At 70.4% G+C, this 21500-nt stretch carries 22 protein-coding genes; 10 read left to right on the top strand and 12 right to left on the bottom strand.

What is annotated here, in order from left to right; all coding sequences use genetic code 11:
• Entirely contained in the window at window positions 1-585 is a 585-nt protein-coding gene (locus QF037_RS17200) for a DUF1003 domain-containing protein (RefSeq protein WP_307026208.1), read from the bottom strand.
• Window positions 575-1858: a magnesium transporter MgtE N-terminal domain-containing protein gene (locus tag QF037_RS17195; protein WP_307026206.1), complete on the bottom strand. Its 1284-nt coding sequence runs from the start codon at window positions 1856-1858 to the stop codon at window positions 575-577. The genes QF037_RS17200 and QF037_RS17195 overlap by 11 nt, the downstream gene beginning before the upstream one ends.
• A 175-nt stretch (window positions 1859-2033) precedes the next feature.
• Here QF037_RS17195 and QF037_RS17190 point away from each other — a divergent pair, with 175 nt between their 5' ends.
• Window positions 2034-2789, top strand: coding sequence for a hypothetical protein (locus QF037_RS17190; RefSeq protein WP_307026204.1), 756 nt, complete (start codon window positions 2034-2036; stop codon window positions 2787-2789).
• On the opposite strand, the gene QF037_RS17185 is transcribed toward QF037_RS17190, so the two are convergent.
• Window positions 2790-3302: a hypothetical protein gene (locus QF037_RS17185; protein ID WP_307026202.1), complete on the bottom strand. Its 513-nt coding sequence runs from the start codon at window positions 3300-3302 to the stop codon at window positions 2790-2792.
• A gap of 37 nt (window positions 3303-3339) precedes the next feature.
• Window positions 3340-4458 (bottom strand): magnesium and cobalt transport protein CorA, encoded by a 1119-nt coding sequence (locus tag QF037_RS17180; protein ID WP_307026200.1) that lies wholly within the window; start codon window positions 4456-4458, stop codon window positions 3340-3342.
• A gap of 478 nt (window positions 4459-4936) precedes the next feature.
• Between QF037_RS17180 and QF037_RS17175 the strand changes: the two genes are divergently transcribed.
• Window positions 4937-5521 (top strand): suppressor of fused domain protein, encoded by a 585-nt coding sequence (locus QF037_RS17175; RefSeq protein ID WP_307026198.1) that lies wholly within the window; start codon window positions 4937-4939, stop codon window positions 5519-5521.
• A gap of 30 nt (window positions 5522-5551) precedes the next feature.
• On the opposite strand, the gene QF037_RS17170 is transcribed toward QF037_RS17175, so the two are convergent.
• The gene (locus tag QF037_RS17170; RefSeq protein ID WP_307026194.1) at window positions 5552-6775 is read right to left on the bottom strand and encodes an MFS transporter; all 1224 of its coding nucleotides are present in this window, start codon (window positions 6773-6775) and stop codon (window positions 5552-5554) included.
• 173 nt (window positions 6776-6948) lie between these two features.
• On the opposite strand from QF037_RS17170, the gene QF037_RS17165 reads away from it, so the two are divergent.
• The 3 genes from QF037_RS17165 to QF037_RS17155 all read left to right on the top strand — a co-directional run bounded on the left by QF037_RS17165 (window position 6949) and on the right by QF037_RS17155 (window position 9297).
• Window positions 6949-7590 carry a DUF6758 family protein gene (locus QF037_RS17165; RefSeq protein ID WP_307026193.1) on the top strand — a complete coding sequence of 214 codons (642 nt, stop codon included), beginning with the start codon at window positions 6949-6951 and terminating at the stop codon, window positions 7588-7590.
• A gap of 190 nt (window positions 7591-7780) precedes the next feature.
• A complete protein-coding gene (locus QF037_RS17160) occupies window positions 7781-8638 on the top strand; it encodes a PHP domain-containing protein (protein ID WP_307026192.1) in 858 nt (285 codons plus the stop codon).
• Between the two features lie 53 nt (window positions 8639-8691).
• A complete protein-coding gene (locus QF037_RS17155; protein WP_307026190.1) occupies window positions 8692-9297 on the top strand; it encodes a MarC family protein in 606 nt (201 codons plus the stop codon).
• An 83-nt stretch (window positions 9298-9380) separates the two neighbouring features.
• Here QF037_RS17155 and QF037_RS17150 read toward each other — a convergent pair whose 3' ends face one another.
• Entirely contained in the window at window positions 9381-9533 is a 153-nt protein-coding gene (locus tag QF037_RS17150; RefSeq protein WP_095046964.1) for a hypothetical protein, read from the bottom strand.
• A 206-nt stretch (window positions 9534-9739) separates the two neighbouring features.
• Here QF037_RS17150 and QF037_RS17145 point away from each other — a divergent pair, with 206 nt between their 5' ends.
• A complete protein-coding gene (locus QF037_RS17145) occupies window positions 9740-10636 on the top strand; it encodes an NYN domain-containing protein (RefSeq protein ID WP_307026187.1) in 897 nt (298 codons plus the stop codon).
• Here QF037_RS17145 and QF037_RS17140 read toward each other — a convergent pair.
• Together QF037_RS17140 and QF037_RS17135 are read right to left on the bottom strand one after the other, a co-directional pair.
• Entirely contained in the window at window positions 10633-11541 is a 909-nt protein-coding gene (locus QF037_RS17140) for an alpha/beta fold hydrolase (RefSeq protein WP_307026185.1), read from the bottom strand. The genes QF037_RS17145 and QF037_RS17140 overlap by 4 nt on opposite strands.
• Before the next feature lie 259 nt (window positions 11542-11800).
• The gene (locus QF037_RS17135) at window positions 11801-14380 is read right to left on the bottom strand and encodes a DEAD/DEAH box helicase (RefSeq protein WP_307026183.1); all 2580 of its coding nucleotides are present in this window, start codon (window positions 14378-14380) and stop codon (window positions 11801-11803) included.
• A gap of 494 nt (window positions 14381-14874) precedes the next feature.
• On the opposite strand from QF037_RS17135, the gene QF037_RS17130 reads away from it, so the two are divergent.
• Together QF037_RS17130 and QF037_RS17125 are read left to right on the top strand one after the other, a co-directional pair.
• Complete coding sequence (locus QF037_RS17130) at window positions 14875-15612, top strand: ferritin-like fold-containing protein (protein WP_307026181.1); 738 nt, start codon at window positions 14875-14877, stop codon at window positions 15610-15612.
• Between the two features lie 117 nt (window positions 15613-15729).
• Window positions 15730-16683: an IS481 family transposase gene (locus tag QF037_RS17125; protein ID WP_307026179.1), complete on the top strand. Its 954-nt coding sequence runs from the start codon at window positions 15730-15732 to the stop codon at window positions 16681-16683.
• Between the two features lie 101 nt (window positions 16684-16784).
• Here QF037_RS17125 and QF037_RS17120 read toward each other — a convergent pair whose 3' ends face one another.
• The 4 genes from QF037_RS17120 to QF037_RS17105 all read right to left on the bottom strand — a co-directional run bounded on the left by QF037_RS17120 (window position 16785) and on the right by QF037_RS17105 (window position 18666).
• Window positions 16785-17054: a hypothetical protein gene (locus QF037_RS17120; RefSeq protein WP_307037205.1), complete on the bottom strand. Its 270-nt coding sequence runs from the start codon at window positions 17052-17054 to the stop codon at window positions 16785-16787.
• 196 nt (window positions 17055-17250) lie between these two features.
• Entirely contained in the window at window positions 17251-17478 is a 228-nt protein-coding gene (locus tag QF037_RS17115) for a DUF3107 domain-containing protein (protein WP_046262201.1), read from the bottom strand.
• 136 nt (window positions 17479-17614) lie between these two features.
• Window positions 17615-18256: a TetR/AcrR family transcriptional regulator gene (locus QF037_RS17110; protein WP_266822312.1), complete on the bottom strand. Its 642-nt coding sequence runs from the start codon at window positions 18254-18256 to the stop codon at window positions 17615-17617.
• Window positions 18257-18447: 191 nt separating this feature from the next.
• Window positions 18448-18666: a hypothetical protein gene (locus QF037_RS17105; protein ID WP_307026173.1), complete on the bottom strand. Its 219-nt coding sequence runs from the start codon at window positions 18664-18666 to the stop codon at window positions 18448-18450.
• 164 nt (window positions 18667-18830) lie between these two features.
• Between QF037_RS17105 and QF037_RS17100 the strand changes: the two genes are divergently transcribed.
• Window positions 18831-19886 carry an alpha/beta fold hydrolase gene (locus tag QF037_RS17100; RefSeq protein ID WP_307026171.1) on the top strand — a complete coding sequence of 352 codons (1056 nt, stop codon included), beginning with the start codon at window positions 18831-18833 and terminating at the stop codon, window positions 19884-19886.
• An 8-nt stretch (window positions 19887-19894) separates the two neighbouring features.
• A complete protein-coding gene (locus tag QF037_RS17095; RefSeq protein ID WP_307026169.1) occupies window positions 19895-21493 on the top strand; it encodes a DUF3152 domain-containing protein in 1599 nt (532 codons plus the stop codon).
• Window positions 21494-21500: the final 7 nt, after the last annotated feature.

The raw sequence follows: 21500 nt of genomic DNA, 5'->3' as shown, positions 1-21500 counted from the left end.
TCAGCGGTCTTCTACGTCACGTCCCGCAGACCGTTCTGCCGGGAATACGACGTGGCCGTCCCGTCGCTCCTCCATTTCCTTCACCAGGTCCTGCAGCTCGGAGCGGATCCAGTCCCGGGTGGCGACCTCGCCGAGGCCGATCCGCAGGGCGGCGATCTCGCGGGTCAGGTACTCGGTGTCCGCGATCGACCGCTCGTTCGACTTACGGTCCTGTTCGAGGTTGACCCGGTCGCGGTCGTCCTGCCGGTTCTGCGCGAGCAGGATCAGCGGGGCCGCGTAGGAGGCCTGGAGGGACAGCATCAGGGTCAGGAAGATGAAGGGATAGTGGTCGAACTTCAGGTCGCCCGGCGCGAAGATGTTCCACAGCACCCACACGATGATGACGATCGTCATCCAGACGATGAACCGCCCGGTGCCGAGGAACCGCGCGATGCGCTCCGAGAGCCGTCCGAAGGCCTCCGGGTCCCACTCGGGCAGCAGGCGCCGCCGGGGCGGCCGGGGCTGGTCCAGGCGGGCACGCGGGCGCGTGGCGGCGGTGGCGCCCGCGGGGGTGCGCTCGCGGCCCGTCTCACGCTCAGGAGCCATGCGGAGTCACCTCGTCCTCGTCGAGGTGGAACTCGGTCTCACGCCAGTCCTCCGGCAGCATGTGGTCCAGTACGTCGTCCACGGTCACCGCGCCCAGCAGCGACCCGGAGTCGTCCACGACGGGCGCCGCCACCATGTCGTACGTCGCGAAGAACCCGGCGACGACCGGCAGCGCGGCGTCCGGGTCCAGGGGCTGGAGGTCGTCGTCGATGATCGCGCTGACCAGGGTGTACGGCGGGTCCCGCAGCAGGCGCTGGAAGTGGACCGTGCCGAGGTACTTGCCCGTCGGCGTCTCGTCGGGCGGGCGGCAGACGTACACCTGGGCGGCGAGGGCGGGCGACAGGTCGGCGTTGCGGACCCGGGCGAGGGCGTCGGCGACGGTGGCGTCCGGCCGCAGGACGATCGGCTCGGTCGTCATCAGACCGCCGGCCGTGTGCTCCTCGTACGACATCAGGCGCCGCATGTCGGCCGCGTCGGCGGGCTCCATCAGGCTCAGCAGCCGCTCCTGGTCCTCCTCGGGGAGCTCGGAGAGCAGGTCGGCCGCGTCGTCCGGGTCCATGGCCTCCAGGACGTCCGCGGCCCGCTCCTCCTTGAGCTTGCCGAGGATCTCGATCTGGTCGTCCTCGGGGAGCTCTTCGAGTACGTCGGCCAGCCGGTCGTCGTCGAGGGCCGCGGCGACCTCCGCGCGGCGCTTGGGGGAGAGATGGTGCAGGACGTTCGCCAGGTCGGCGGGGCGGAGCTGCTCGAAGGTGGCGAGGAGGCTCTCGGCGCCCTGTCCGTGCTCCTCCAGGGAGAAGCCGGTGACGGCGGACCACTCGACGGTCAGCGTCTCGCCCTTGCGGCGGAAGGCACCGCCCTTGCCGCCCTTGCGGACGAAGACGCGGTCGATCTCCCAGTCCCGGCGGGCCGGCAATTGCTGCACGGACACGTCGAGGACGGTGACCTCCTCCTTGGCCTCGACGAGCGTCACGCGCCGGTCCAGGAGTTCGCCGAAGACCAGGCGCTCGGTGGGCCGCTGCTCGAAGCGGCGGACGTTGAGCACCCCGGTGGTGATGACCTGGCCGGACTCGATGCTGGTCACGCGGGTCATGGGCAGGAAGATGCGGCGCCGGGTCGACAGTTCGACGACGAGGCCGAGCACTCTCGGTGGTCTCCGTCCGACGCGCAGCATGACGACCAGGTCGCGCACCCGGCCCACCTGGTCGCCGTTCGGATCGAAGACGGCGACTCCGGCGAGGTGCGAGACGAAGATCCTGGGGACACCCCCTGCCATGCCTGCGCCTCCTTTTCACGCCGATTGCCCGCTGCGACGGGCTTCAGGCTAGCCCGTCCCGATGCGGTACGCCCTGGTGGGGCGGTCCGGACGGACTGGCTCCGTCGGGCCCGCGGGGCCCCGGTACCCTGCGGTACGCCTCCGATGGACCCTCGTCAGAAAGGCAGCCCCACCTGTGACTGCGATTCCCCAGGGCCGCACCCGCCGGACCGGACTGCTCGGCGCGATGTGCGCCCTGGTCGTGACGGGAACGGGCCTGACCGGGTGCGGTGGTGACGACCCCGACGCGGGCACCAACGGGGTCGGCAAGCTGCCGGCCGCCCAGATCCAGACGAAGACCAAGGCGGCCGCCGAGTCCGCCGACACGGTGCGTCTCTCAGGGAACGTGGTCACCAGCGGGCGCACTTACAAACTCGACATGCGTCTCAAGTCCGACGGCGGTTCGGGCTCGGTCACCTCCGAGGGCGCGACCTTCGGGCTGCTGCGGATCGGCGAGCAGCTCTATCTCAAGGCCGACGCGGGCTTCTGGGGTCAGCAGGACGGCAAGGGCGACTCCGGCACGGACACGGCCGCCGCCGACAAACTCGACGACAAGTTCGTGAAGGTGCCGCAGGGAGACCCCTCGTACAAGAAGTTCAGCGGCTTCACCGACAAGGACGTCCTCCTGGCGGGCCTGCTGACCCTGCACGGGGAACTGTCCACCGACGGCCACCACGAACAGTCCGGCACCCGCACCATCCGCATCACCGGCGGCGACGGCGCCGGCGGCAAGCTGGACGTCTCCCTGGAGGGCGAGCCGTATCCGCTCCGCCTGGAGCGCGCGGGCGGCGCGGGCACGCTGACCTTCTCGGGCTGGGGCAAGCCCTTCAGCCTGAAGGAGCCTGAGAAGGACGAGACGGTGGACTACGGCAAGCAGCTGCCGACGTCCTGACTACTTCCGCTTGCGCCGCTTCAGCAGCAGCTTGGGAAGCCCGGCGGGGATCGGCTGCCGGGTCGTGGCCGTCGTGGGAACCGGCGCCTCGGCCAGATCCCCGTCCGGCAACGGCAGCGTCGACCCCGTCGGCTCGAGTCGCAGCACCCGGCACTCGCGCGCCCAGCGCCCCGTCATCGCCTCGCCGTCGGGCGCGTTGAGCCGCTTGCCCTTGAGTTCGGCGACAGCCGCGTCCCAGGCCTCGGACCCGGCGGACAGCTCGATGACCTTCGCCGTCCAGGCCACCAGCCGCCCGCCCTTGTCCTTGCTGCGGACGGTCACCTCGGCCTCGGTCCCGTCGGTGAGCCCCGGCAGCGGCTGCTCGCCCGGCCCGTCGCCGACCAGACACGCCGCACCCTCGTGCCACACGTGCCAGAGCGCCCGGGCCGGACCCTCGGGACCCCTGACCCAGACAAGGCCGGACTTCTTCGTGGCCTCCTCGACGAGGGCCTGGTCGAGCAGCTCACTTGTCATGCGCCCAGCCTATCCAGGCGGGCTCACCGGGACCGGGTCACAGCCAGCCGTTGCGCTTCAACGTGCGATGGATGCCGAGGCAGATGACACCGGTGATCATCATGATCACGGGATAGCCGTACCGCCAGTGCAGCTCGGGCATGTGCTCGAAGTTCATGCCGTACACACCGCACACCATCGTCGGTACGGCGATGATGGCCGCCCACGAGGTGATCTTCCGCATGTCCTCGTTCTGCGCGACGGACGCCTGGGCGAGGTTGGCCTGGAGGATCGAGTTGAGCAGCTCGTCGAAGCCGATGACCTGCTCCTGGACCCGGGCGAGGTGGTCGGCGACGTCCCGGAAGTACTTGTGGATGTCGGGGTCGATGAGCCGCATCGGCCGCTCGCTCAGCAGCTGCATGGGGCGCAGGAGCGGCGAGACGGCCCGCTTGAACTCCAGGACCTCACGCTTGAGTTGGTAGATCCGGCCGGCGTCCGTGCCGCGCGGCGAGCCCTTGCGCCCCGGCGAGAACACCTCCGTCTCGACCTCGTCGATGTCGTCCTGCACCGCGTCGGCGACCGCGATGTACCCGTCGACGACATGGTCGGCGATCGCGTGCAGCACCGCCGAAGGGCCCTTGGCGAGCAGCTCGGGGTCGTCCTGGAGACGGTGGCGCAGCGCCCGCAGCGAACCCTGTCCGCCGTGCCGGACGGTGATGAAGAAGTCCCGTCCGGTGAAGCACATGACCTCGCCGGTCTCGACGATCTCGCTGTTGGCGGTGAGCTCGTCGTGCTCGACGTAGTGGATGGTCTTGAAGACGGTGAAGAGGGAGTCGTCGTAGCGCTCCAGCTTGGGCCGCTGGTGTGCCTGCACCGCGTCCTCCACGGCCAGCGGGTGCAGCCCGAACTCGCTTGCGATACCGGAGAATTCGGCCTCGGTCGGCTCGTGCAGCCCGATCCACACGAAGCCCCCGTCACGGCGCACCTGACGCATCGCCTCGTGCGGGGTCAGGGCCGTCGGCAGCTGGATGCGGGCCCCGTCGCGGTAGACGGCGCAGTCGACGACGGCCGAGGGCGTCCCGGGGTCACGCGTGGTGTCGTAGTCGGTGCTGCTGCTCTTGCGCAGCGAGACGCGGGAGGGTCGGACCACGGCACGCAGGTCGCGGATCATCGACATGGCGGGCTCCTTCGCGACAGGCAACGAAAAGCCGCTTCAACGGATGGAACTGCCCGGAATGAGGACGTCCTGACTGCGGATGTTTGGCACGTCCACAAAGCGGGGAGCACCGCACCATTGCGGTAGCGGGTTTCGCTGCTGATACAGATCAAACAGATCAGGCAAAACGAGACGAAGTGCTCTTCCGACGATGAAGACGCGAGCGTGAGAGGCGGCGATCGGCCGAGGGCGGATCAGCTACATCAGTGGCCGGAAGAGCGAGTGGTACTACCAGGTCGACTTCGATCCATGACAGCCCCACCTCCTCCGGTCGGTCCCTCGTAAGGGACGAGCCATTCCCCGTAGGGGGAGTCTCACGGCGTCGGGACTCGATAGCGACGCTTCTGCGTGCTGCCCCGAACCACCGGCAAAGAGTATCAGCCGACCGAATAGTCAAGGCGCTGCTTTGCCCGGTACTGACGAGTTCTATGCTCGCGGCATGGCTGATGTTCTTCCTCTGGTCGAGGCCCGGTTGCGTACGGCGCTGGGCGAACCGGACGCGCGCGCCGCGGTCACCTTCCTCGGCACGGACCGTGTCGAGGTGCTGCGTTTCCAGGAGGGCGACATCGTCCGCTACGCCACGCTCGGCATGTCGGCGCAACCGATGGGCGACCCCACCGCGACGCTCGCCGACCCGGTCAAGGGACCGCGCGCCGAGCTGGTCCTCTCGGTCCGCGCCGGACTCGCCGACACCGACAAGGTGCTCCGGCCGCTCGCCGTACTCGCCGCGTCCCCGCAGGTCGAGGGCGTGATCGTGGCCCCCGGCGCTTCCCTCGACGTCGGCGAACCCCTGTGGCCCGGCGCCCCGTTCACCTCGGTCCTGGTGGCCGAACCGGGCGGCCTGGTCGAGGACCTGGAGCTCGACGAGCCCATGGACCCGGTCCAGTTCCTGCCGCTGCTGCCCATGACCCCGAACGAGGCCGCCTGGAAGCGCGTCCACGGTGCTCAGGCCCTCCAGGAGCGCTGGCTGACGAACGGGACGGATCTCCGGGATCCGTCCCGGAAGTCCGTCCCGCTGGAGTGACTGACGTCACCAACCGGTGGCTGAAAAGCGTCAGTTGGCGAAGACGGCCACGCTGTCCTCTGTGGCGTGCTTCGACTCCAGTTCCTCCGCTTCGTGAGTGAGCGCGTTCCGTCGTACGACGACCACGAGCGCGCCCAGGACGGCGGTCACCGCCGCCACCACGAACGGCATGTGGATGTCGCTCCACTCCTCGATCTTCGGCGCGAAGTAGGGCGCGGCGGCGGCCGCGAACCAGCGCACGAAGTTGTAGCCGGCGCTCGCCACCGGGCGCGGCGCGTCCGACACGCCGAGCGCCAGTTCCGTGTAGACGGTGTTGTTCACGCCGATGAACGCGCCGGAGAGGATCGTGCAGACGATCGCGAGGGTGTGACTGCCGTAGCCGAGGACGAGTACGTCGACGGCGAGCAGGACGAGCGAGCCGCCGAGCACCTTCAGCGAACCGAACCGCCGTTGCAGACGCGGTGCCACGAGCACCGAGAACACGGCGAGCAGCACGCCCCAGGCGAAGAACACGGCACCCGACTTGTACGGGGTCATGTTCAGCACGAACGGCGTGAAGGCCAGCACGGTGAAGAACGTGTAGTTGTAGAAGAACGCCGAGGCGGCGGCGGAGGCGAGGCCGCCGTGGCCCAGTGCCTTGAGGGGGTCGAGCAGTGAGGTCTTGCGGTCCGGCTTGGGCTGCTCCTTCAGGAACACTGTGATGCACAGGAAGCCGACCGCCATCAGGAACGCCGTGCCGAAGAACGGGTAGCGCCAGTTGGCGTCGCCGAGCAGCGCGCCCAGCAGCGGCCCGCATGCCATGCCCAGGCCGAGCGCCGACTCGTACAGCAGGATCGCCGCGGCGCTCCCGCCCGCCGCCGCGCCGACGATGACGGCGAGGGCCGTCGAGACGAAGAGGGCGTTGCCGAGGCCCCAGCCCGCCCGGAAGCCGACGAGTTCGGCGACCGAGTTCGAGGTGCCCGCGAGGCCGGCGAAGACGACCACGAACGCGAGGCCGAGCAGCAGGGTCTTGCGGCCGCCGATGCGGCTGGAGACGAAGCCGGTGACCAGCATCGCGACGGCGGTGATGAGGAAGTACGAGGTGAAGAGCAGGGAGACCTGGCTGGCGGTGGCGTCGAGGCCCTGGGCGATGGACGGGAGGATCGGGTCGACCAGTCCAATGCCCATGAAGGCGACGACGGAGGCACCGGCCGTGGCCCAGACCGCCTTGGGCTGTCGCAGGAGGCTGCCCGCTCCCGCGTCGAAGGCGTCCATGGTTTCTCCAATTCCGGCGAGGAGATGGTTGGTATATGCACATAGTAAGTTAGGGCAGCTAAATAATGCAAGCTACATCTAGTTTCCCCTGGTGGGGCGATCCTGAAGGCGGTTCCGTCCGGACGGGTGATCGTCCTTGACGTGGGGGAGCAGGGGTAGGACCGTGGGGCCCTATGAGGGGCGAACCCAGTTGCCCGAAGTGTGGTGGCCGGGTCAGGGCTCCCGGACTCTTCGCCGACACCTGGCAGTGCGATGTGCACGGGACGGTGCATCCGCTCCAGCCGGTGATCCCGCCCAGCGTCGAGGCGCTCGACGTCGTGGTGCACCGCACACAGGTACCGGTCTGGATGCCGTGGCCACTGCCGGTCGGCTGGCTGTTCACGGGCGTGGGCTGCGCGGGCGACGACCGCAGCGGAGGGCGCGCGACAGCTGTGGCGTGCACGGGGCCCGGACCGCTGGGCGGTATCGGAGAACTGATCCTGGTCGCCGAGGAACTCGGTGTGGGGCTCGGGGCGCGGTACGCCGGGATCGACGGGCCGGACCCGGGACCGTACATGAGCGTCGAGAAGCCGCCGCAGGCCAAGGTGCTGGCGGCTGGGCGGCCCACGCCGCTGTGGCATGTCTCCGGGGTGCCGGACGATCGTGCGGTCTTCGCGGGCGAGGCTCGCGGACTGTGGCTGTGGGCCGTGGTGTGGCCCGAGCAGTCGGGCCTGCTGATGTACGACGAGCTGGTGCTGACGGATCTGCGGGACGCGGGGGCCGAGGTGGAGCTGGTGCCCTGCGGAGCGTTGTCGCCGCGCTTGCTCGAGCCGTAGCGCCTACGGGGGTGGGGGCTTCGGTGCGTTGGCGGCTGCGGGTGCGTTGTGGTTGATCGCGCAGTTCCCCGCGCCCCTAGGGAAGTTGATGTAAAGGTCTCTCGCAGGTTTCGGGTGTGACGGGGGGCCTTGGGGATCCGGTTATCCTTGTGCGGTCCCTTGTGTTCCGTCGGTGTCTGGAGTTCGTGTCGTGCGCATTGATCTGCACACCCACTCCACGGCTTCGGATGGGACGGACACGCCTGCTGAGCTGGTGCGTAATGCCGCTGCTGCTGGGCTGGACGTGGTCGCGCTGACCGATCACGACACCACTCGCGGGTATGCCGAGGCGATCGCGGCGCTGCCGGAGGGGCTCACGCTCGTCACCGGGGCCGAGCTGTCGTGTCGTATCGACGGCGTGTCCATGCACATGCTGGCCTACCTCTTCGATCCCGAGGAGGCGGAGCTGCTCGCCGAGCGGGAGCTGGTGCGGGACGACCGGGTGCCGCGGGCGCGGGGCATGGTCGCCCGGCTCAACGAGCTGGGTGTGCCCGTCACCTGGGAACAGGTGATGCGGATCGCCGGGGACGGGTCCGTCGGGCGGCCGCATGTCGCCACCGCGCTCGTCGAACTCGGGGTCGTACCGACCGTGAGCGACGCCTTCACCCAGGACTGGCTCGCCGACGGCGGCCGGGCCCACGTGGAGAAGCACGAGACCGACCCCTTCGAGGCGATCCGGCTGGTCAAGGCCGCGGGCGGCGTCACCGTCTTCGCGCACCCGGGCGCCAGCAAGCGCGGGCACACGGTGCCGGAGTCCGCGATCGCCGAGATGGCCGCGGCCGGGCTCGACGGTATCGAGGTCGACCACATGGACCACGACGACGAGACCCGGGCCGGGCTGCGCGGACTCGCCGCCGAGCTGGGGCTGCTGGTCACCGGGTCCTCCGACTATCACGGCAGCCGCAAGACCGTCACGCTCGGCGAGTACCGGACCGACCCCGAGGTGTACGGCGAGATCACCCGGCGTGCCACCGGCGCGTTCCCGGTGCCGGGGACCGGCGGAGTCTGAGACTCGCTCTCACGTCCATCTGATCTCTCCCTTTCTCCTCGCAAGGTTCTCCTGTGTTCGACGCTGCCGTTTTCGGCTCCCTGTTCCTGACCCTCTTCGTCATCATGGATCCCCCCGGGATCACCCCGATCTTCCTGGCGCTGACCTCCGGCCGGCCCGCCAAGGTGCAGAAGCGGATGGCCTTCCAGGCCGTCTGTGTCGCCGGCGGTGTCATCACCGTCTTCGGGCTCCTCGGGCACCAGATCCTCGACTACCTGCATGTCTCCGTCCCCGCGCTGATGATCGCGGGCGGGCTGCTGCTTCTGCTGATCGCCCTGGACCTGCTGACCGGCAAGACCGACGAACCCAAGCAGACCAAGGACGTCAATGTGGCGCTGGTGCCGCTGGGCATGCCGCTGCTCGCCGGGCCGGGCGCGATCGTGTCGGTCATCCTCGCCGTGCAGAAGGCCGACAGCGTCGCCACGCAGGTGTCGGTGTGGACGGCGATCCTCGCCATCCATGTCGTGCTGTGGGTGGTGATGCGGTACTCGCTGCTGATCATCCGGGTCATCAAGGACGGCGGCGTGGTCCTGGTGACACGGCTCGCGGGCATGATGCTCTCCGCGATCGCCGTGCAGCAGATCATCAACGGCATCACGCAGGTCATCCAGGCGAGCTGATCCCGTGGCCGGACAGCGCAGAGCCCCCGTACGACATCGTTGCCGTACGGGGGCTCTGAAGCCTGGGTGTTACCGCGTATGTGTTACGAGGCCGAGGCCTCGGCCGGGCGGATCCAGAGTCGCTGGCCTATCGAGGCGGCCTGCTGAACGATCCGATTGACGGAGGCGGCGTCCACAACGGTGCTGTCCACGGGCGTGCCGTCGACGTCGTCGAGTCGCATGATTTCGAAGCGCATGGGCTTCTCCCTTCGTCTGGTCATCCTCCTGCGGAGAATTACTGCGTACGTAGGTAGTCAACGGGGTGCGTGTTACAAACATTCCCTACGCTAAAGAAATTTTTCGAACGGCTAACTACTGACCGGTAAGCAACTCTCCGCCGTCCCTTCGGAGACCGACCGGGACCGGTTGTGTTCGCAGCGTGACCGCCGGGACAATGGAAGCGATGAACGACGACAACCTCGCGGCACTCGCCGCCCGCATCGACCGCACCAACGAGCTGCTGACGCGCATGCTCGCCGAGGTGGCGAAGACGCCCTCGACCCATGCGATCTTCGTCGACGCGGGGTATCTGTACGCGGCCGCGGGCCGTCTGGTCGCCGGGACCGAGGACCGCCGGGCCTTCGACCTGGACGCCGAGGGGCTGATCGAGGCGCTCATCGACCGGGCCCGCACGATCTTCGCGGACAGCAGACTGCTGCGGGTCTACTGGTACGACGGCGCCCGGCGCCGCATCCACACCGCCGAGCAGCAGACGGTCGCCGAGCTTCCGGACGTCAAGGTACGGCTGGGCAATCTCAACGCCAACAACCAGCAGAAGGGCGTCGACTCACTGATCAGGTCCGATCTGGAGTCCCTGGCCCGGCACCGGGCGATCAGCGACGCGGCCCTGCTCGGCGGCGACGAGGACCTGGTCTCGGCGGTCGAGGCGGCCCAGGGGTACGGCGCCCGCGTCCACCTGTGGGGCATCGAGGCGCCCGAGGGCCGCAACCAGGCCGAGCCGCTGCTCTGGGAGGTCGACAGCCAGCGCGTCCTCGACCTCGACTTCTTCAAGCCGTACGTGTCACGGCGTACGTCCGCCGCCTTCGAGACCTCGGTGAACCGGCCCGGCCGTGAGGACGTCCGCTTCGTGGGCGCCCAGATCGCGGCGAAGTGGCTGGCGGCGCGGGGGCGGGAGTCGGTGGGGGAGCTGCTGCCGGGGCACCCTTATCTGCCGGGGTCGGTGGACCAGGATCTGCTGGTGGAGGCGGAAGGGCTGCTCCAGTACTCCCTGCGGGGGCAGGCGGATCTGCGGCGGGCGTTGCGGGACGGGTTCTGGGAGCACCTGCAGAAGCAGTACTAGCGGTTCTCGGCGGCCCGGCCCTGCTGGGGCGAGCTGGCGCTGTCCCAGAAGTCGGCGAGGGCGCGGGCCGTCTCCAGGGGGCGGTCCGTGTTGGGGGAGTGCTCGGCGCCGGGGATCACGGTCCTGCGGGCCCGCAGGCGGACGGCCATGTGGTCGAGCAGCGGCACCGGCCAGGTGTCGTCGTGCGAGCCCGACAGCACGTGGAACGGCAGCGGTACGGCGGCCAGTTCGGCCACTCGGTCCGGCTCGGCGGACAACTGTCGTCCGGTGGCGATGAGTTGGGCCGGCTTGGTGGCCATCCAGCGCCGGCGCAGGTCCTCCCGGTCGTCGAGCCCGGAGTCCAGTGCGCCGCCGGTGTCGGTCTCCTCCGGCGGTTCCATGGCCTGGATCGCGTCCCAGACCTCCGCCATGCCCATCACCGTCAGCGCGTCCCGGAGCAGCTTCACGCGCTGCTGCTGGGAGCCGGAGATCTGCGCGGGGCCCGAGGACATGAGGGTGAGGGAATGGAAGGAGCCGGCGTCCAGGAGGACGGCGGCCCGCGCGATCTGGCCGCCGAGGGAGTGCCCGACGAGATGCACGGGCCCGCCGAGAGCCGCGACCTGCGCGAGCACGTCCTTCGCCAACTCGTCCTGTGCGTACGCCGATTCGTCGTCCGCCGGACCGTCGGACTCGAACTGTCCCCGTCCGTCCACCGCGACCGTGCGGTACCCGCGCGCCGCGAGCGGCTCATGCAGCGGGTTGAAGTCCTCCTTGCTGCCGGTGAACCCGGGCAGCAGCAGAGCGGTTCCCCTGGGGGCGACGCCGTCCGCCACGGCCGCGTCGACGACGGCGAACTCACCGCGAGCGGTGCGCAGGGAGTGGGCGCGGGCGCCGGGGGGCGGGGCGAAGGTGGGGGGCCTGCTCATGCGATGAGGCTATCCGGCGGGGCGGGTGGAGGGCGGCGGTGGCTGTGTGAGGTGGGCCATGCGGGGCCCTGGCGGGGCGTGTGACGGGCCGAGCGGCCTGCCGTGGTCCATGTGAGGAGGGTTCGTGGGCGGCCCTCTCGCTGCTACGGGGGCGAGGGGCCATGTGGGTGGGTGAGTGAGCCGGGCTCGCTCCTCCGGAGGGGGCGGAAACGCCGACGGCCCGGCCCACGTGAGGTGGGCCGGGCCGTCGGGTGAGCGGTCAGCTTTCCGCGGTCTCCGCGGCGGCCGTGACCTTGCGGGTACGGCGGCGCGGCTTGGTCTCCGGCTCCTCGGCGGCCTGCGCCGGGATGTCGGCGGCCGCGGCTGTCTTCCGCGTGCGAGCCGGCTTGGCCTCGGTGGCGGCGGCGGTCGTCTTGCGGGCGCGTGTCGGCTTGGCCTCGGTCGTCTCCGTGGCGGCGGCCGTCTTGCGGGTGCGGCGCGGCTTGGTCTCCGCGCCCTCCGCCGTGTCGGCGGCCGTCTCGGCGGCGGCGGTCACCTTGCGGGTGCGACGCGGCTTGGCCTCGGTGACCTCCGGAGCCGCAGCGGCTTTGGCGGTCTCGGCGACCTTGCGGGTGCGGCGTGTCCGGGGCTTGGCCTCCGTGGCCTCGGCGGTGTCGACCACGGCCTCGGCGGCCTCGGCGGCCTTGCGCGTACGGCGGCGCGGCGCGGCGGCGGGGGCCTCGGCCGTGTCGACCGCGGTCTCCGCGGCAGTGGCCGTCTTGCGTGTACGGCGCGGCTTGGTCTCCGGCTCCTCCGCGGCCTGCGCCGGGATCTCGGCGACCGTCGCGGCGGTCTCGGCGACCTTGCGGGTGCGGCGGGTCCGGGGCTTGGCCTCGGCGGCCTCGGCCGTGTCGACCACGGTCTCGGCGGTGGCGGCCGTCTTCCGCGTGCGGCGCGGCTTGGTCTCCACGGCCTCGGCGGTGTCGACGGCGGCCTCGGGAGCGGCGGCGGCCTTGCGGGTGCGGCGCGGCTTGGCCTCCGTGCCCTCGGCCGTGTCCACCGCGGTCTCCGCGGCGGCAGCCGTCTTGCGCGTACGGCGACGCGGCGCGGCGACGGGGGCCTCGGCCTCCGCTACCTCGACGACGGCCGGCGCCTCGACGGCGACCGTCTCCGCGGCCTTGCGGGTCCGGCGGCGGGGCTTCGTCTCGGTCGCCTCGGCGACGGGCGCCTCGGGCTCCTTGACCTCGGCGACGACCTCCGGGACCTCGACGGTGACCGGCGCCTCGACGGCGGCGGTCTCCGACCTGCGGCTACGGCGGCGGCGCGGCCGGGTCTCCGCGGCCTCGGCCGTGTCGACCGCGACCTCCGCGGCCTCGGACGCCGTGGCCGGCACCGACTCCAGCGAGGCGGCTCCGTTACGGGTGCGGCGACGGCGACGCGGGGTGCGGGACGCGGACGCGTCCTCGGTCACCGCGGTCTCCTCCGGCGCGGTCGTGCCCACCGGAGCGGCGGTCCCGTCCAGCGGTGTGCCGTTGCGGGTACGACGGCGACTCCGAGGCGTACGGGCCGGGCGCTCGCGGTCGGCGGAACGGGACTCGTCCCGGCCACCGCGGCCACCTCGGTCGCCCCGGTCGGCCCGGTCGGCGCGACCGCGGCCACCACGGCCACCGGTCTCACCCAGGTCCTCGACCTGCTCCGCGGCGAGGCCCGCGCGAGTGCGCTCGCCACGCGGCAGGACACCCTTGGTGCCCGCGGGGATGTTCATCTCCTCGTAGAAGTGCGGGGAGGTGGAGTACGTCTCCGGCGGGTCGTTGAAGTTGAGCTCCAGCGCCTTGTTGATGAGCTGCCAGCGCGGGATGTCGTCCCAGTCGACGAGGGTGATCGCGATGCCCTTGGCGCCCGCGCGGCCGGTACGGCCGATGCGGTGCAGGTACGTCTTCTCGTCCTCGGGGGTCTGGTAGTTGATGACGTGGGTCACGCCCTCGACGTCGATACCGCGGGCGGCGACGTCGGTGCAGACGAGGACGTCCACCTTGCCGTTGCGGAAGGCCCGCAGCGCCTGCTCACGCGCGCCCTGGCCGAGGTCGCCGTGGACGGCGCCGGAGGCGAAGCCGCGCTGCTGGAGCTGGTCGGCGAGATCGGCCGCCGTGCGCTTGGTACGGCAGAAGACCATGGCCAGTCCCCGGCCGTCGGACTGCAGTATGCGCGCGACCATCTCGGGCTTGTCCATGTTGTGCGCGCGGTAGACGAACTGCGCGGTGTTGCGCACCGTCTGGCCCTCGTCGTCCGGCGCGGTGGCGCGGATGTGCGTGGGCTGCGACATGTAGCGACGGGCGAGACCGATGACCGCGCCCGGCATGGTCGCCGAGAACAGCATCGTCTGACGGCGGGCCGGCAGCAGGTTGATGATCTTCTCGACGTCGGGCAGGAAGCCCAGGTCGAGCATCTCGTCGGCCTCGTCGAGGACGAGGGCCTTGATGTGCTTGAGGCTGAGCTTCTTCTGGCCCGCGAGGTCCAGCAGCCGGCCCGGGGTGCCGACGATCACGTCGACGCCCTTCTTGAGGGCCTCGACCTGCGGCTCGTAGGCCCGGCCGCCGTAGATGGCGAGAACGCGTACGTTACGGACCTTGCCCGCGGTCAGCAGGTCGTTGGTGACCTGCTGGCACAGCTCGCGCGTGGGGACGACGACGAGGGCCTGCGGGGCGTCGGTGAGGTCCTCGGGCTTCGCGCGGCCGGCCTCGACATCGGCGGGGACGGTGACGCGCTCGAGGAGCGGGAGGCCGAAGCCCAGCGTCTTGCCGGTGCCGGTCTTGGCCTGGCCGATGACGTCCGAGCCCGAAAGGGCGACGGGGAGCGTCATCTCCTGGATGGGGAAGGGGTTGATGATGCCGACGGCCTCGAGGGCTTCGGCGGTCTCGGCAAGGATTCCGAGATCTCTGAACGTCGTAGTCAGGGTTTTGCCTCTTCTGTGTGCGCGGTGCGAGGCGAGCTCGGGGGTCGTCTAGGACCGTGCTGGGGACGTCGACTGCCTTACGGGGGTAGCCGTAATGGCACGGGACCTCTGCCGACGCTCAAGCGCTCGAACCGCTGAGGGTCCCTCCGGATGCCGTACGCACAGTGCCGTACGGCCAAGGAGAGCTGTCAGGTCGGAGCCGACCGGGGCCACCGACCGGGCATCCTCATACGTGCGGCCCGTCGACATACGCGGTCCTCATAGACGTGCGTACTCAGCAGGCGCATTACCACCATACCCCGGAAACGCGCACATGCGATGGCCGATTTGGTCACGTAGTCGTCGTCACACTGCTTCACCAGGGACTTCCACCACGCGGGGAGCGGGCTATTGTGCGCTTCATGACGACGCCTGACAACACCTCCGACGCTTCTCCCGAACCCACCGGAGTCGCCGCCCAGGACTGGGCGACGGCCTCCGCCGAACCGCAGTACCGGGCCGCTGTCGTGGACCTGCTCGGCGCGCTCGCGTACGGGGAGCTGGCGGCGTTCGAGCGGCTCGCGGAGGACGCCAAGCTGGCGCCGACGCTCGCGGACAAGGCGGAGCTGGCCAAGATGGCGTCGGCGGAGTTCCACCACTACGAGAAGCTGCGCGACCGGCTGACCGAGATCGGTGCGGAGCCGACGGCGGCCATGGAGCCGTTCGTCGCCGCGCTGGACGGCTTCCACCGGCAGACGGCGCCCTCGGACTGGCTGGAGGGGCTCGTCAAGGCCTACGTGGGCGACTCGATCGCCAGTGACTTCTACCGGGAGGTCGCGGCGCGGTTGGACTCGGACAGCCGTGAGCTGGTGCTGGCGGTGCTGGACGACACCGGGCACGCCGGGTTCGCCGTGGAGAAGGTACGGGCGGCCATCGACGCCGATCCGCGCGTGGGCGGGCGTCTCGCTCTGTGGGCGCGACGTCTCATGGGAGAGGCCCTGTCGCAGTCGCAGCGGGTCGTCGCGGACCGGGACGCGTTGTCGACGATGCTCGTGGGCGGGGTTGCCGACGGGTTCGATCTGGCCGAGGTCGGGCGGATGTTCTCGCGGATCACCGAGGCGCACACGAAGCGGATGGCCGCGCTGGGCTTGGCGGCCTAGCTGTTCTGTCCACGGAGGTTGGTGACAGCGATCACTGACATGTGTTCTTGAAATGGGTGAGGGCCCTCTGGCTCGGTGTGGATTGCGACATCTGCACCGGCGGCCAGAAAGGCCCTCATGCCGCACCGTAACGCACCGCTGACCGAGACCGGACGCCTGCGCCTGGCCCGCTGCGTCGTGGACGACAACTGGCCCCTGCGGCGGGCTGCAGAACGCTTCCAGGTCTCTGTAAGCACCGCCCAACGATGGGCCGACCGTTACCGGCAGCTCGGCGAGGCGGGCATGGCCGACCGCTCCAGCCGCCCGCACGCCAGCCCACGGCGGACCCCGACCCGTACCGAGCGGCGGATCATCAAGGTCCGCGTGCTGCGCCGCTGGGGACCGGCCCGCATCGCCGGCCTGCTGCGGCTGGTGCCCTCCACCGTGCACCGGGTGCTGACCCGATACGGCCTTGCCCGCCTGGCGCATCTGGACCGGGCCACCGGCCGCGTCATACGCCGCTACGAACGCGACCGGCCCGGCGAGCTGGTGCATGTCGACATCAAGAAGCTCGGCAACATTCCCGACGGCGGCGGCCACAAGGTCCTGGGCCGCCAAGCAGGCCGCAAGAAGCGTTCCGGCGCCGGCTACAGCTACCTGCACACCGCTGTCGATGACCACTCCCGCCTGGCCTACAGCGAGATCCATGCAGACGAGAGGAAGGAGACCGCCGTCGCCTTCTGGGAGCGGGCGCAGTCGTTCTTCGCCTCCATCGGAGTCACCGTCGAGCGCGTGCTGACCGACAACGGCTCCTGCTACAAGTCCCGTCTGTGGCGTGATGCCCTGACCGCAGCCGGGATCACGCACAAGCGCACGCGCGCCTACCGGCCGCAAACGAACGGCAAGGTCGAGCGGTTCAACCGCACTCTGCTCGACGAGTGGGCCTACGCCCGCCCCTACCGATCAGAGCAGGAACGACGCGACGCCTTCCTCGGCTGGCTGCACACCTACAATCACCACCGCGGACACACCGCGCTCAAGGGCCAGCCACCCGCCAGCCGTGTTCCTAACCTCTCAGGGCAATACACCTAGCGCTTCGCGGGGGGTGGCTCGGGTTGTTGCGCGACTGGCCGGGTGTGGGGGCTCGTCGCGCAGTTCCCCGCGCCGCAGTCGCCCCTACGCCGCAGTCGGCCCTACGCCGGTGCCGACCTACGGCGGAGTCTTCCCGCGGGGCGCAGCAGGAGCGAGAGGGACGCGGCCGAGACGACCGTCGCGCCGATCAGGTTGACCAGGATGCTGCCCGCGCCCAGCGCGCTGTGCGTCACGAACGCGCCGAACAGGGCTCCGGCGACGCCCGTCGCCATGACCAGGGAGCGGGCCGGCAGGCGGTGGGCCAGCCGGTGCGCCGCCGCCGCGGCCAGGACGAGACCGAGCAACGCGGAACCGAGTGCTTCCAGCAACATCATTCGGGGTCCCTCCCACACGGTCACGCTGCGCATTGCGGTCGTAGCCCGTCATACCCGTGACCTGCGGAATGCAACCCTCCTCCGTGGGTGACTTGTGCTCCATATGTGGAGAAAAAATCTTGCGGAGCTCTGTCCGTACGACGAGAAGGGCCCGGCGACTTCACGTCGCCGGGCCCTTCTCGTATGCGTCCGCCTACAGCGCGCCGAAGCCCACCTTGCGCGGGGCCGGCTCGCCGAGCTCCACGTAGGCCAGGCGTTCCGCCGGGACCAGGATCTTGCGGCCGTGCTCGTCCGTGAGGCTCAGCAGCTGCGACTTTCCGGCCAGTGCCTCGGCCACCACGCGCTCGACCTCCTCGGCACTCTGACCGCTCTCCAGAACGATCTCGCGGGGCGCGTGCTGCACGCCGATCTTGACCTCCACGGCTATGTCCCTCCGACGGTCAGTGAAGTGCGCGACCTTGCGCGCCGTACCCAGCACACATTAGCCCGGTGAGGGGACGTTCACGCTCCGCGCAAGAACGCCAGGAGCGAACAGCGGGCGGGAACAAAGTGTCGGGTCAGTGGTGATCGATGCCGTGCAGCGGGAAGCCGGCGATCCCCCGCCACGCCAGGGACGTCAGCAGCTGGACCGCCTGATCGCGCGGCACGCTGCGGTCGCTGTGCAACCAGGAGCGGGCCACGACCTGCGCGAGACCGCCCAGGCCCGAGGCCAGCAGCATCGACTCCGCGCGCGAGAGGCCGGTGTCCTCGGCGATGACGTCGCAGATCGCCTCGGCGCACTCGTTCGTGACCTTGTCGACGCGCTCGCGCACGGCGGGCTCGTTGGTCAGGTCCGACTCGAAGACCAGACGGAACGCGCCGCCGTCGTCCTCGACGTACGCGAAATAGGCGTCCATGGTCGCCCGCACGCGCTGCTTGTTGTCGCTCGTCGACGCGAGCGCGTGCCGGACGGACTGGATCAGGGACTCGCAGTGCTGGTCCAGCAGTGCGAGATACAGGTCGAGCTTGCCCGGGAAGTGCTGGTAGAGCACCGGCTTGCTGACCCCGGCGCGCTCGGCGATGTCGTCCATCGCGGCCGAGTGGTAGCCCTGCGCCACGAAGACTTCCTGTGCGGCGCCCAGCAACTGATTCCGTCGGGCACGGCGCGGCAGGCGCGTACCTCGAGGGCGTGCCGCCTCTGTCTGCTCGATGGCTGTCACGCCGCCTCCCAAAACTCGTCCACTCGCGGTGTGCGCCGCGCCGCCATCGTACTTTTCGGTAACCGTGGTGTGCGCGGTGGGAGCGCAGAATTTCACGTACCGGACGGCGGCGAAAGCCCCGCGAAGGTTTCAAAGGGGTACTTAGCGGGCAACGCCTGTCGCGCTCCCGCTCGGTGCTGGAGCCCGGGGCGTCACCGATAGTCCTCCTCGTCGATCTGTACGACGCGGGCCTGTTCGATGAGGTCGGCCTCGTCGGCCTGGCCTGTGTCGACGTCGGTCAACGGGTCGTCGCGGTCCTGGGAGACGGCCGTCTGCTGCTCGGCGGCGTCGCCCTCGGGGGCCTCGACGTCGAGTTCGACGTCACCGCCGCTGTCCTCGAAGGTGTCGGGGTCGCTGGGGTCGTAGGGCATTGCGGGCTCCCTTCCTAGAACGTCCCTGACTGATGCAGGGGGCCACATGCGGGTGCCCTGCGTACGAGCCTAGGAGACACACGATCTGGACGCTATGCGATGTGCGTGGACTCTGTGACGGCGAACACATGAACCACTGCGTGATCGTCTCGTAACATTGCCGCATGTCTTCGACCGAGTTGCCGTCCGTACCGGCCGCCAATGTGCTCCCGAGGGTGACGCCCGTCAGGGTGGCGGAAGGTGAGCGGCTCAGGTCGGTGGGGCTGCCGGGGATCACGCTGTCGGTCCGTTCGAGACCGCCCGCGCGCGAGGGTCTGCCCCCCGCGCTCTACGTCCACGGCCTCGGCGGTTCCTCGCAGAACTGGTCGGCGCTGATGCTGGAGCTCGAGGGTGTTCTCGATGGCGAGGCCGTCGACCTGCCCGGTTTCGGGGACTCGCCGCCGCCGGACGACGGCGACTACTCGATCACCGCACACGCACGTGCGGTGATTCGTTTTCTGGACGCTTCCGGCCGCGGCCCGGTTCACCTCTTCGGCAACTCCCTCGGCGGCGCGGTCTCCACGCGCGTGGCCGCGGTCCGCCCCGACCTCGTGCGGACGCTGACGCTCGTGTCGCCGGCGCTCCCCGAGATCCGTGTGCAGCGCAGCGCGGTGCCCACGGCGCTCCTCGCGGTGCCGGGCGTGGCCGCGCTGTTCACCCGGCTCAGCCGCGACTGGACGGCCGAGCAGCGCGTCCGCGGCGTCACGGCGCTCTGCTACGGCGATCCCACGCGGGTGTCCCCGGAGGGGTTCCGGCACGCCGTCGAGGAGATGGAGCGACGGCAGCAACTCCCGTACTTCTGGGACGCGATGACACGGTCCGCGCGCGGGCTGGTCAACGCGTACACGCTCGGCGGGCAGCACGCACTGTGGCGCCAGGCCGAGCGGGTCCTCGCGCCGACCCTGCTCGTCTACGGCGGCCGCGACCAGCTCGTCGGCTATCGCATGGCCCAGAAGGCGACCCGGGCCTTCCGTGACTCCCGGCTGCTGACCCTGCCGGAGGCGGGGCATGTGGCGATGATGGAGTATCCGGACACGGTGTCCCGGGCGTTCCGGGAGTTCCTGGCGGACACGGAGGGCTCCGACGGCGGGGGCGGGGCCGTGGGCCCGTCCGGTGGTGGGGCGTCTGTGGATGCCGGTGCGTCCGACAGTGCGGCCGAGACCGCGAGCGCGGGGAGCTGAGGGGCGGGGTGGGACGACACAGTCGCCGCCGCGGGCCCGCTCCCAAGAGCGACCCCGCGGACATGACCGCAAGACAAGAGGGCCGGGAGGCCGAGGCTGCTCCGCCGCGGCAGGGGGTGCGGGCGCCGGGCGGGCCCCCGGTGTACGGGGATCCGGTCTACCGGGAGGCCCCACAGGGGGCTCGGCGGTTCCCGGACGGGGCGCCCGCGCAGGGGGCGCCCGGGTCCGCCGACGGGACTCCGGCGCGGGGGGTGCCGCGGTTCGGGGGCGGGACGCCTGCGCGGGGGGTTCCGCGCTCGGCTGACGGGACACCGGCTCATGGTGTGCCGAGGCTCGCCGACGGTACGCCCGCGCAGGGTGTGCCGCGTCTCCCCGACGGCACTCCTTCGCGTGGCATGCCCCGTTTCCCCGACGGCACCCCTGCCCACGGCACGACCAGGTTCTCCGACGGCACCCCCGCGCACGGCACCCCCCGGGTCCGTGGCGGTCACCCCGAGCAGCGTGAAGCAGGCGGTGCATGGGGTGAGTTGGGGGCGCACGGCATGGCTGGTGCGTCCGGCGTCGCGATACCGCGGCAGCGGCAGGCGCCTCCCGGAGGACCCCGGCAGACAGGGGCGGGGAGCCCTCGGCAGGAGTATCTCGACGCCTTCGGGGACCAGGACGTCTTCGCGCCGCGTTCTCCTCGGGGACCGGCCGACCCGTACGCCTCCGTCACCGACTGGCGGACCGTGCCGCAGCCTCGTACCGATGTCGACGACGTCGACGACGACGAGCCGCCCAGCGGTGAGCCCACGCAGCAGAAGGGCGGCAAGGGGCGGGCCTTCACCGGCATCGCGGCGGCCGCCGTCACCACCGTGCTGGCCATCGTCGTCGCGGGTCAGGTCGCCGATGGGCGGGACGACGCCGTACGGTCGCAGTCGGCCACCGACCAGGCGCGGGACGCCCGGGATTCGGCCTCGCGCTCGGACGGGCGGCCGACGCCGTCCTCGTCGGCGAGGGTGGCCACGCTGACGTACGAGCAGAAGATGGACAAGAGGTACGCGCTCAGCGCGAAGCTCGACGGGTCGGGGAAGTTCGACGCGGTCAAGGGCATCGTCAAGGCGCCCGGTACGGGGCAGAAGTTCACCTACCGGGTCGATGTCGAGCAGGGGCTCGGGCTGGATGGCGAACTGTTCGCCGAGGCCGTGCACAAGACGCTCAACGACGACCGGAGCTGGGCGCACAACGGGGCCCGCACCTTCGAGCGCGTCTACTCCGGGAAGCCCGACTTCGTGATCACGCTCGCCAGTCCGGGGACGACCGCGGAGTGGTGTGCGAAGTCCGGCCTGGACACGACCGTGGACAACGTGTCCTGCGATTCGGCCTCCACCGAGCGCGTGATGATCAATGCCTATCGGTGGGCTCAGGGGTCCCCGACCTACGGTGATCAAATTCACGCCTACCGGCAGATGCTGATCAATCACGAGGTCGGCCACCGGCTCGGCTACCACCACGTGACCTGCGACAAGAACGGCGAACTCGCCCCGGTCATGCAGCAGCAGACCAAGTTCCTGAACCACGACGGAATCACGTGCAAAGCCAACCCCTGGGCCTATCCCGGGAGTTGACGGGCGC

Origin of the sequence: Streptomyces canus (assembly GCF_030815415.1) — a bacterium.
Taxonomy (GTDB): domain Bacteria; phylum Actinomycetota; class Actinomycetes; order Streptomycetales; family Streptomycetaceae; genus Streptomyces; species Streptomyces canus_F.
The sequence above is the reverse complement of the archived record's forward strand: the minus strand, read 5'-3'. Positions and strand labels throughout refer to the sequence as shown.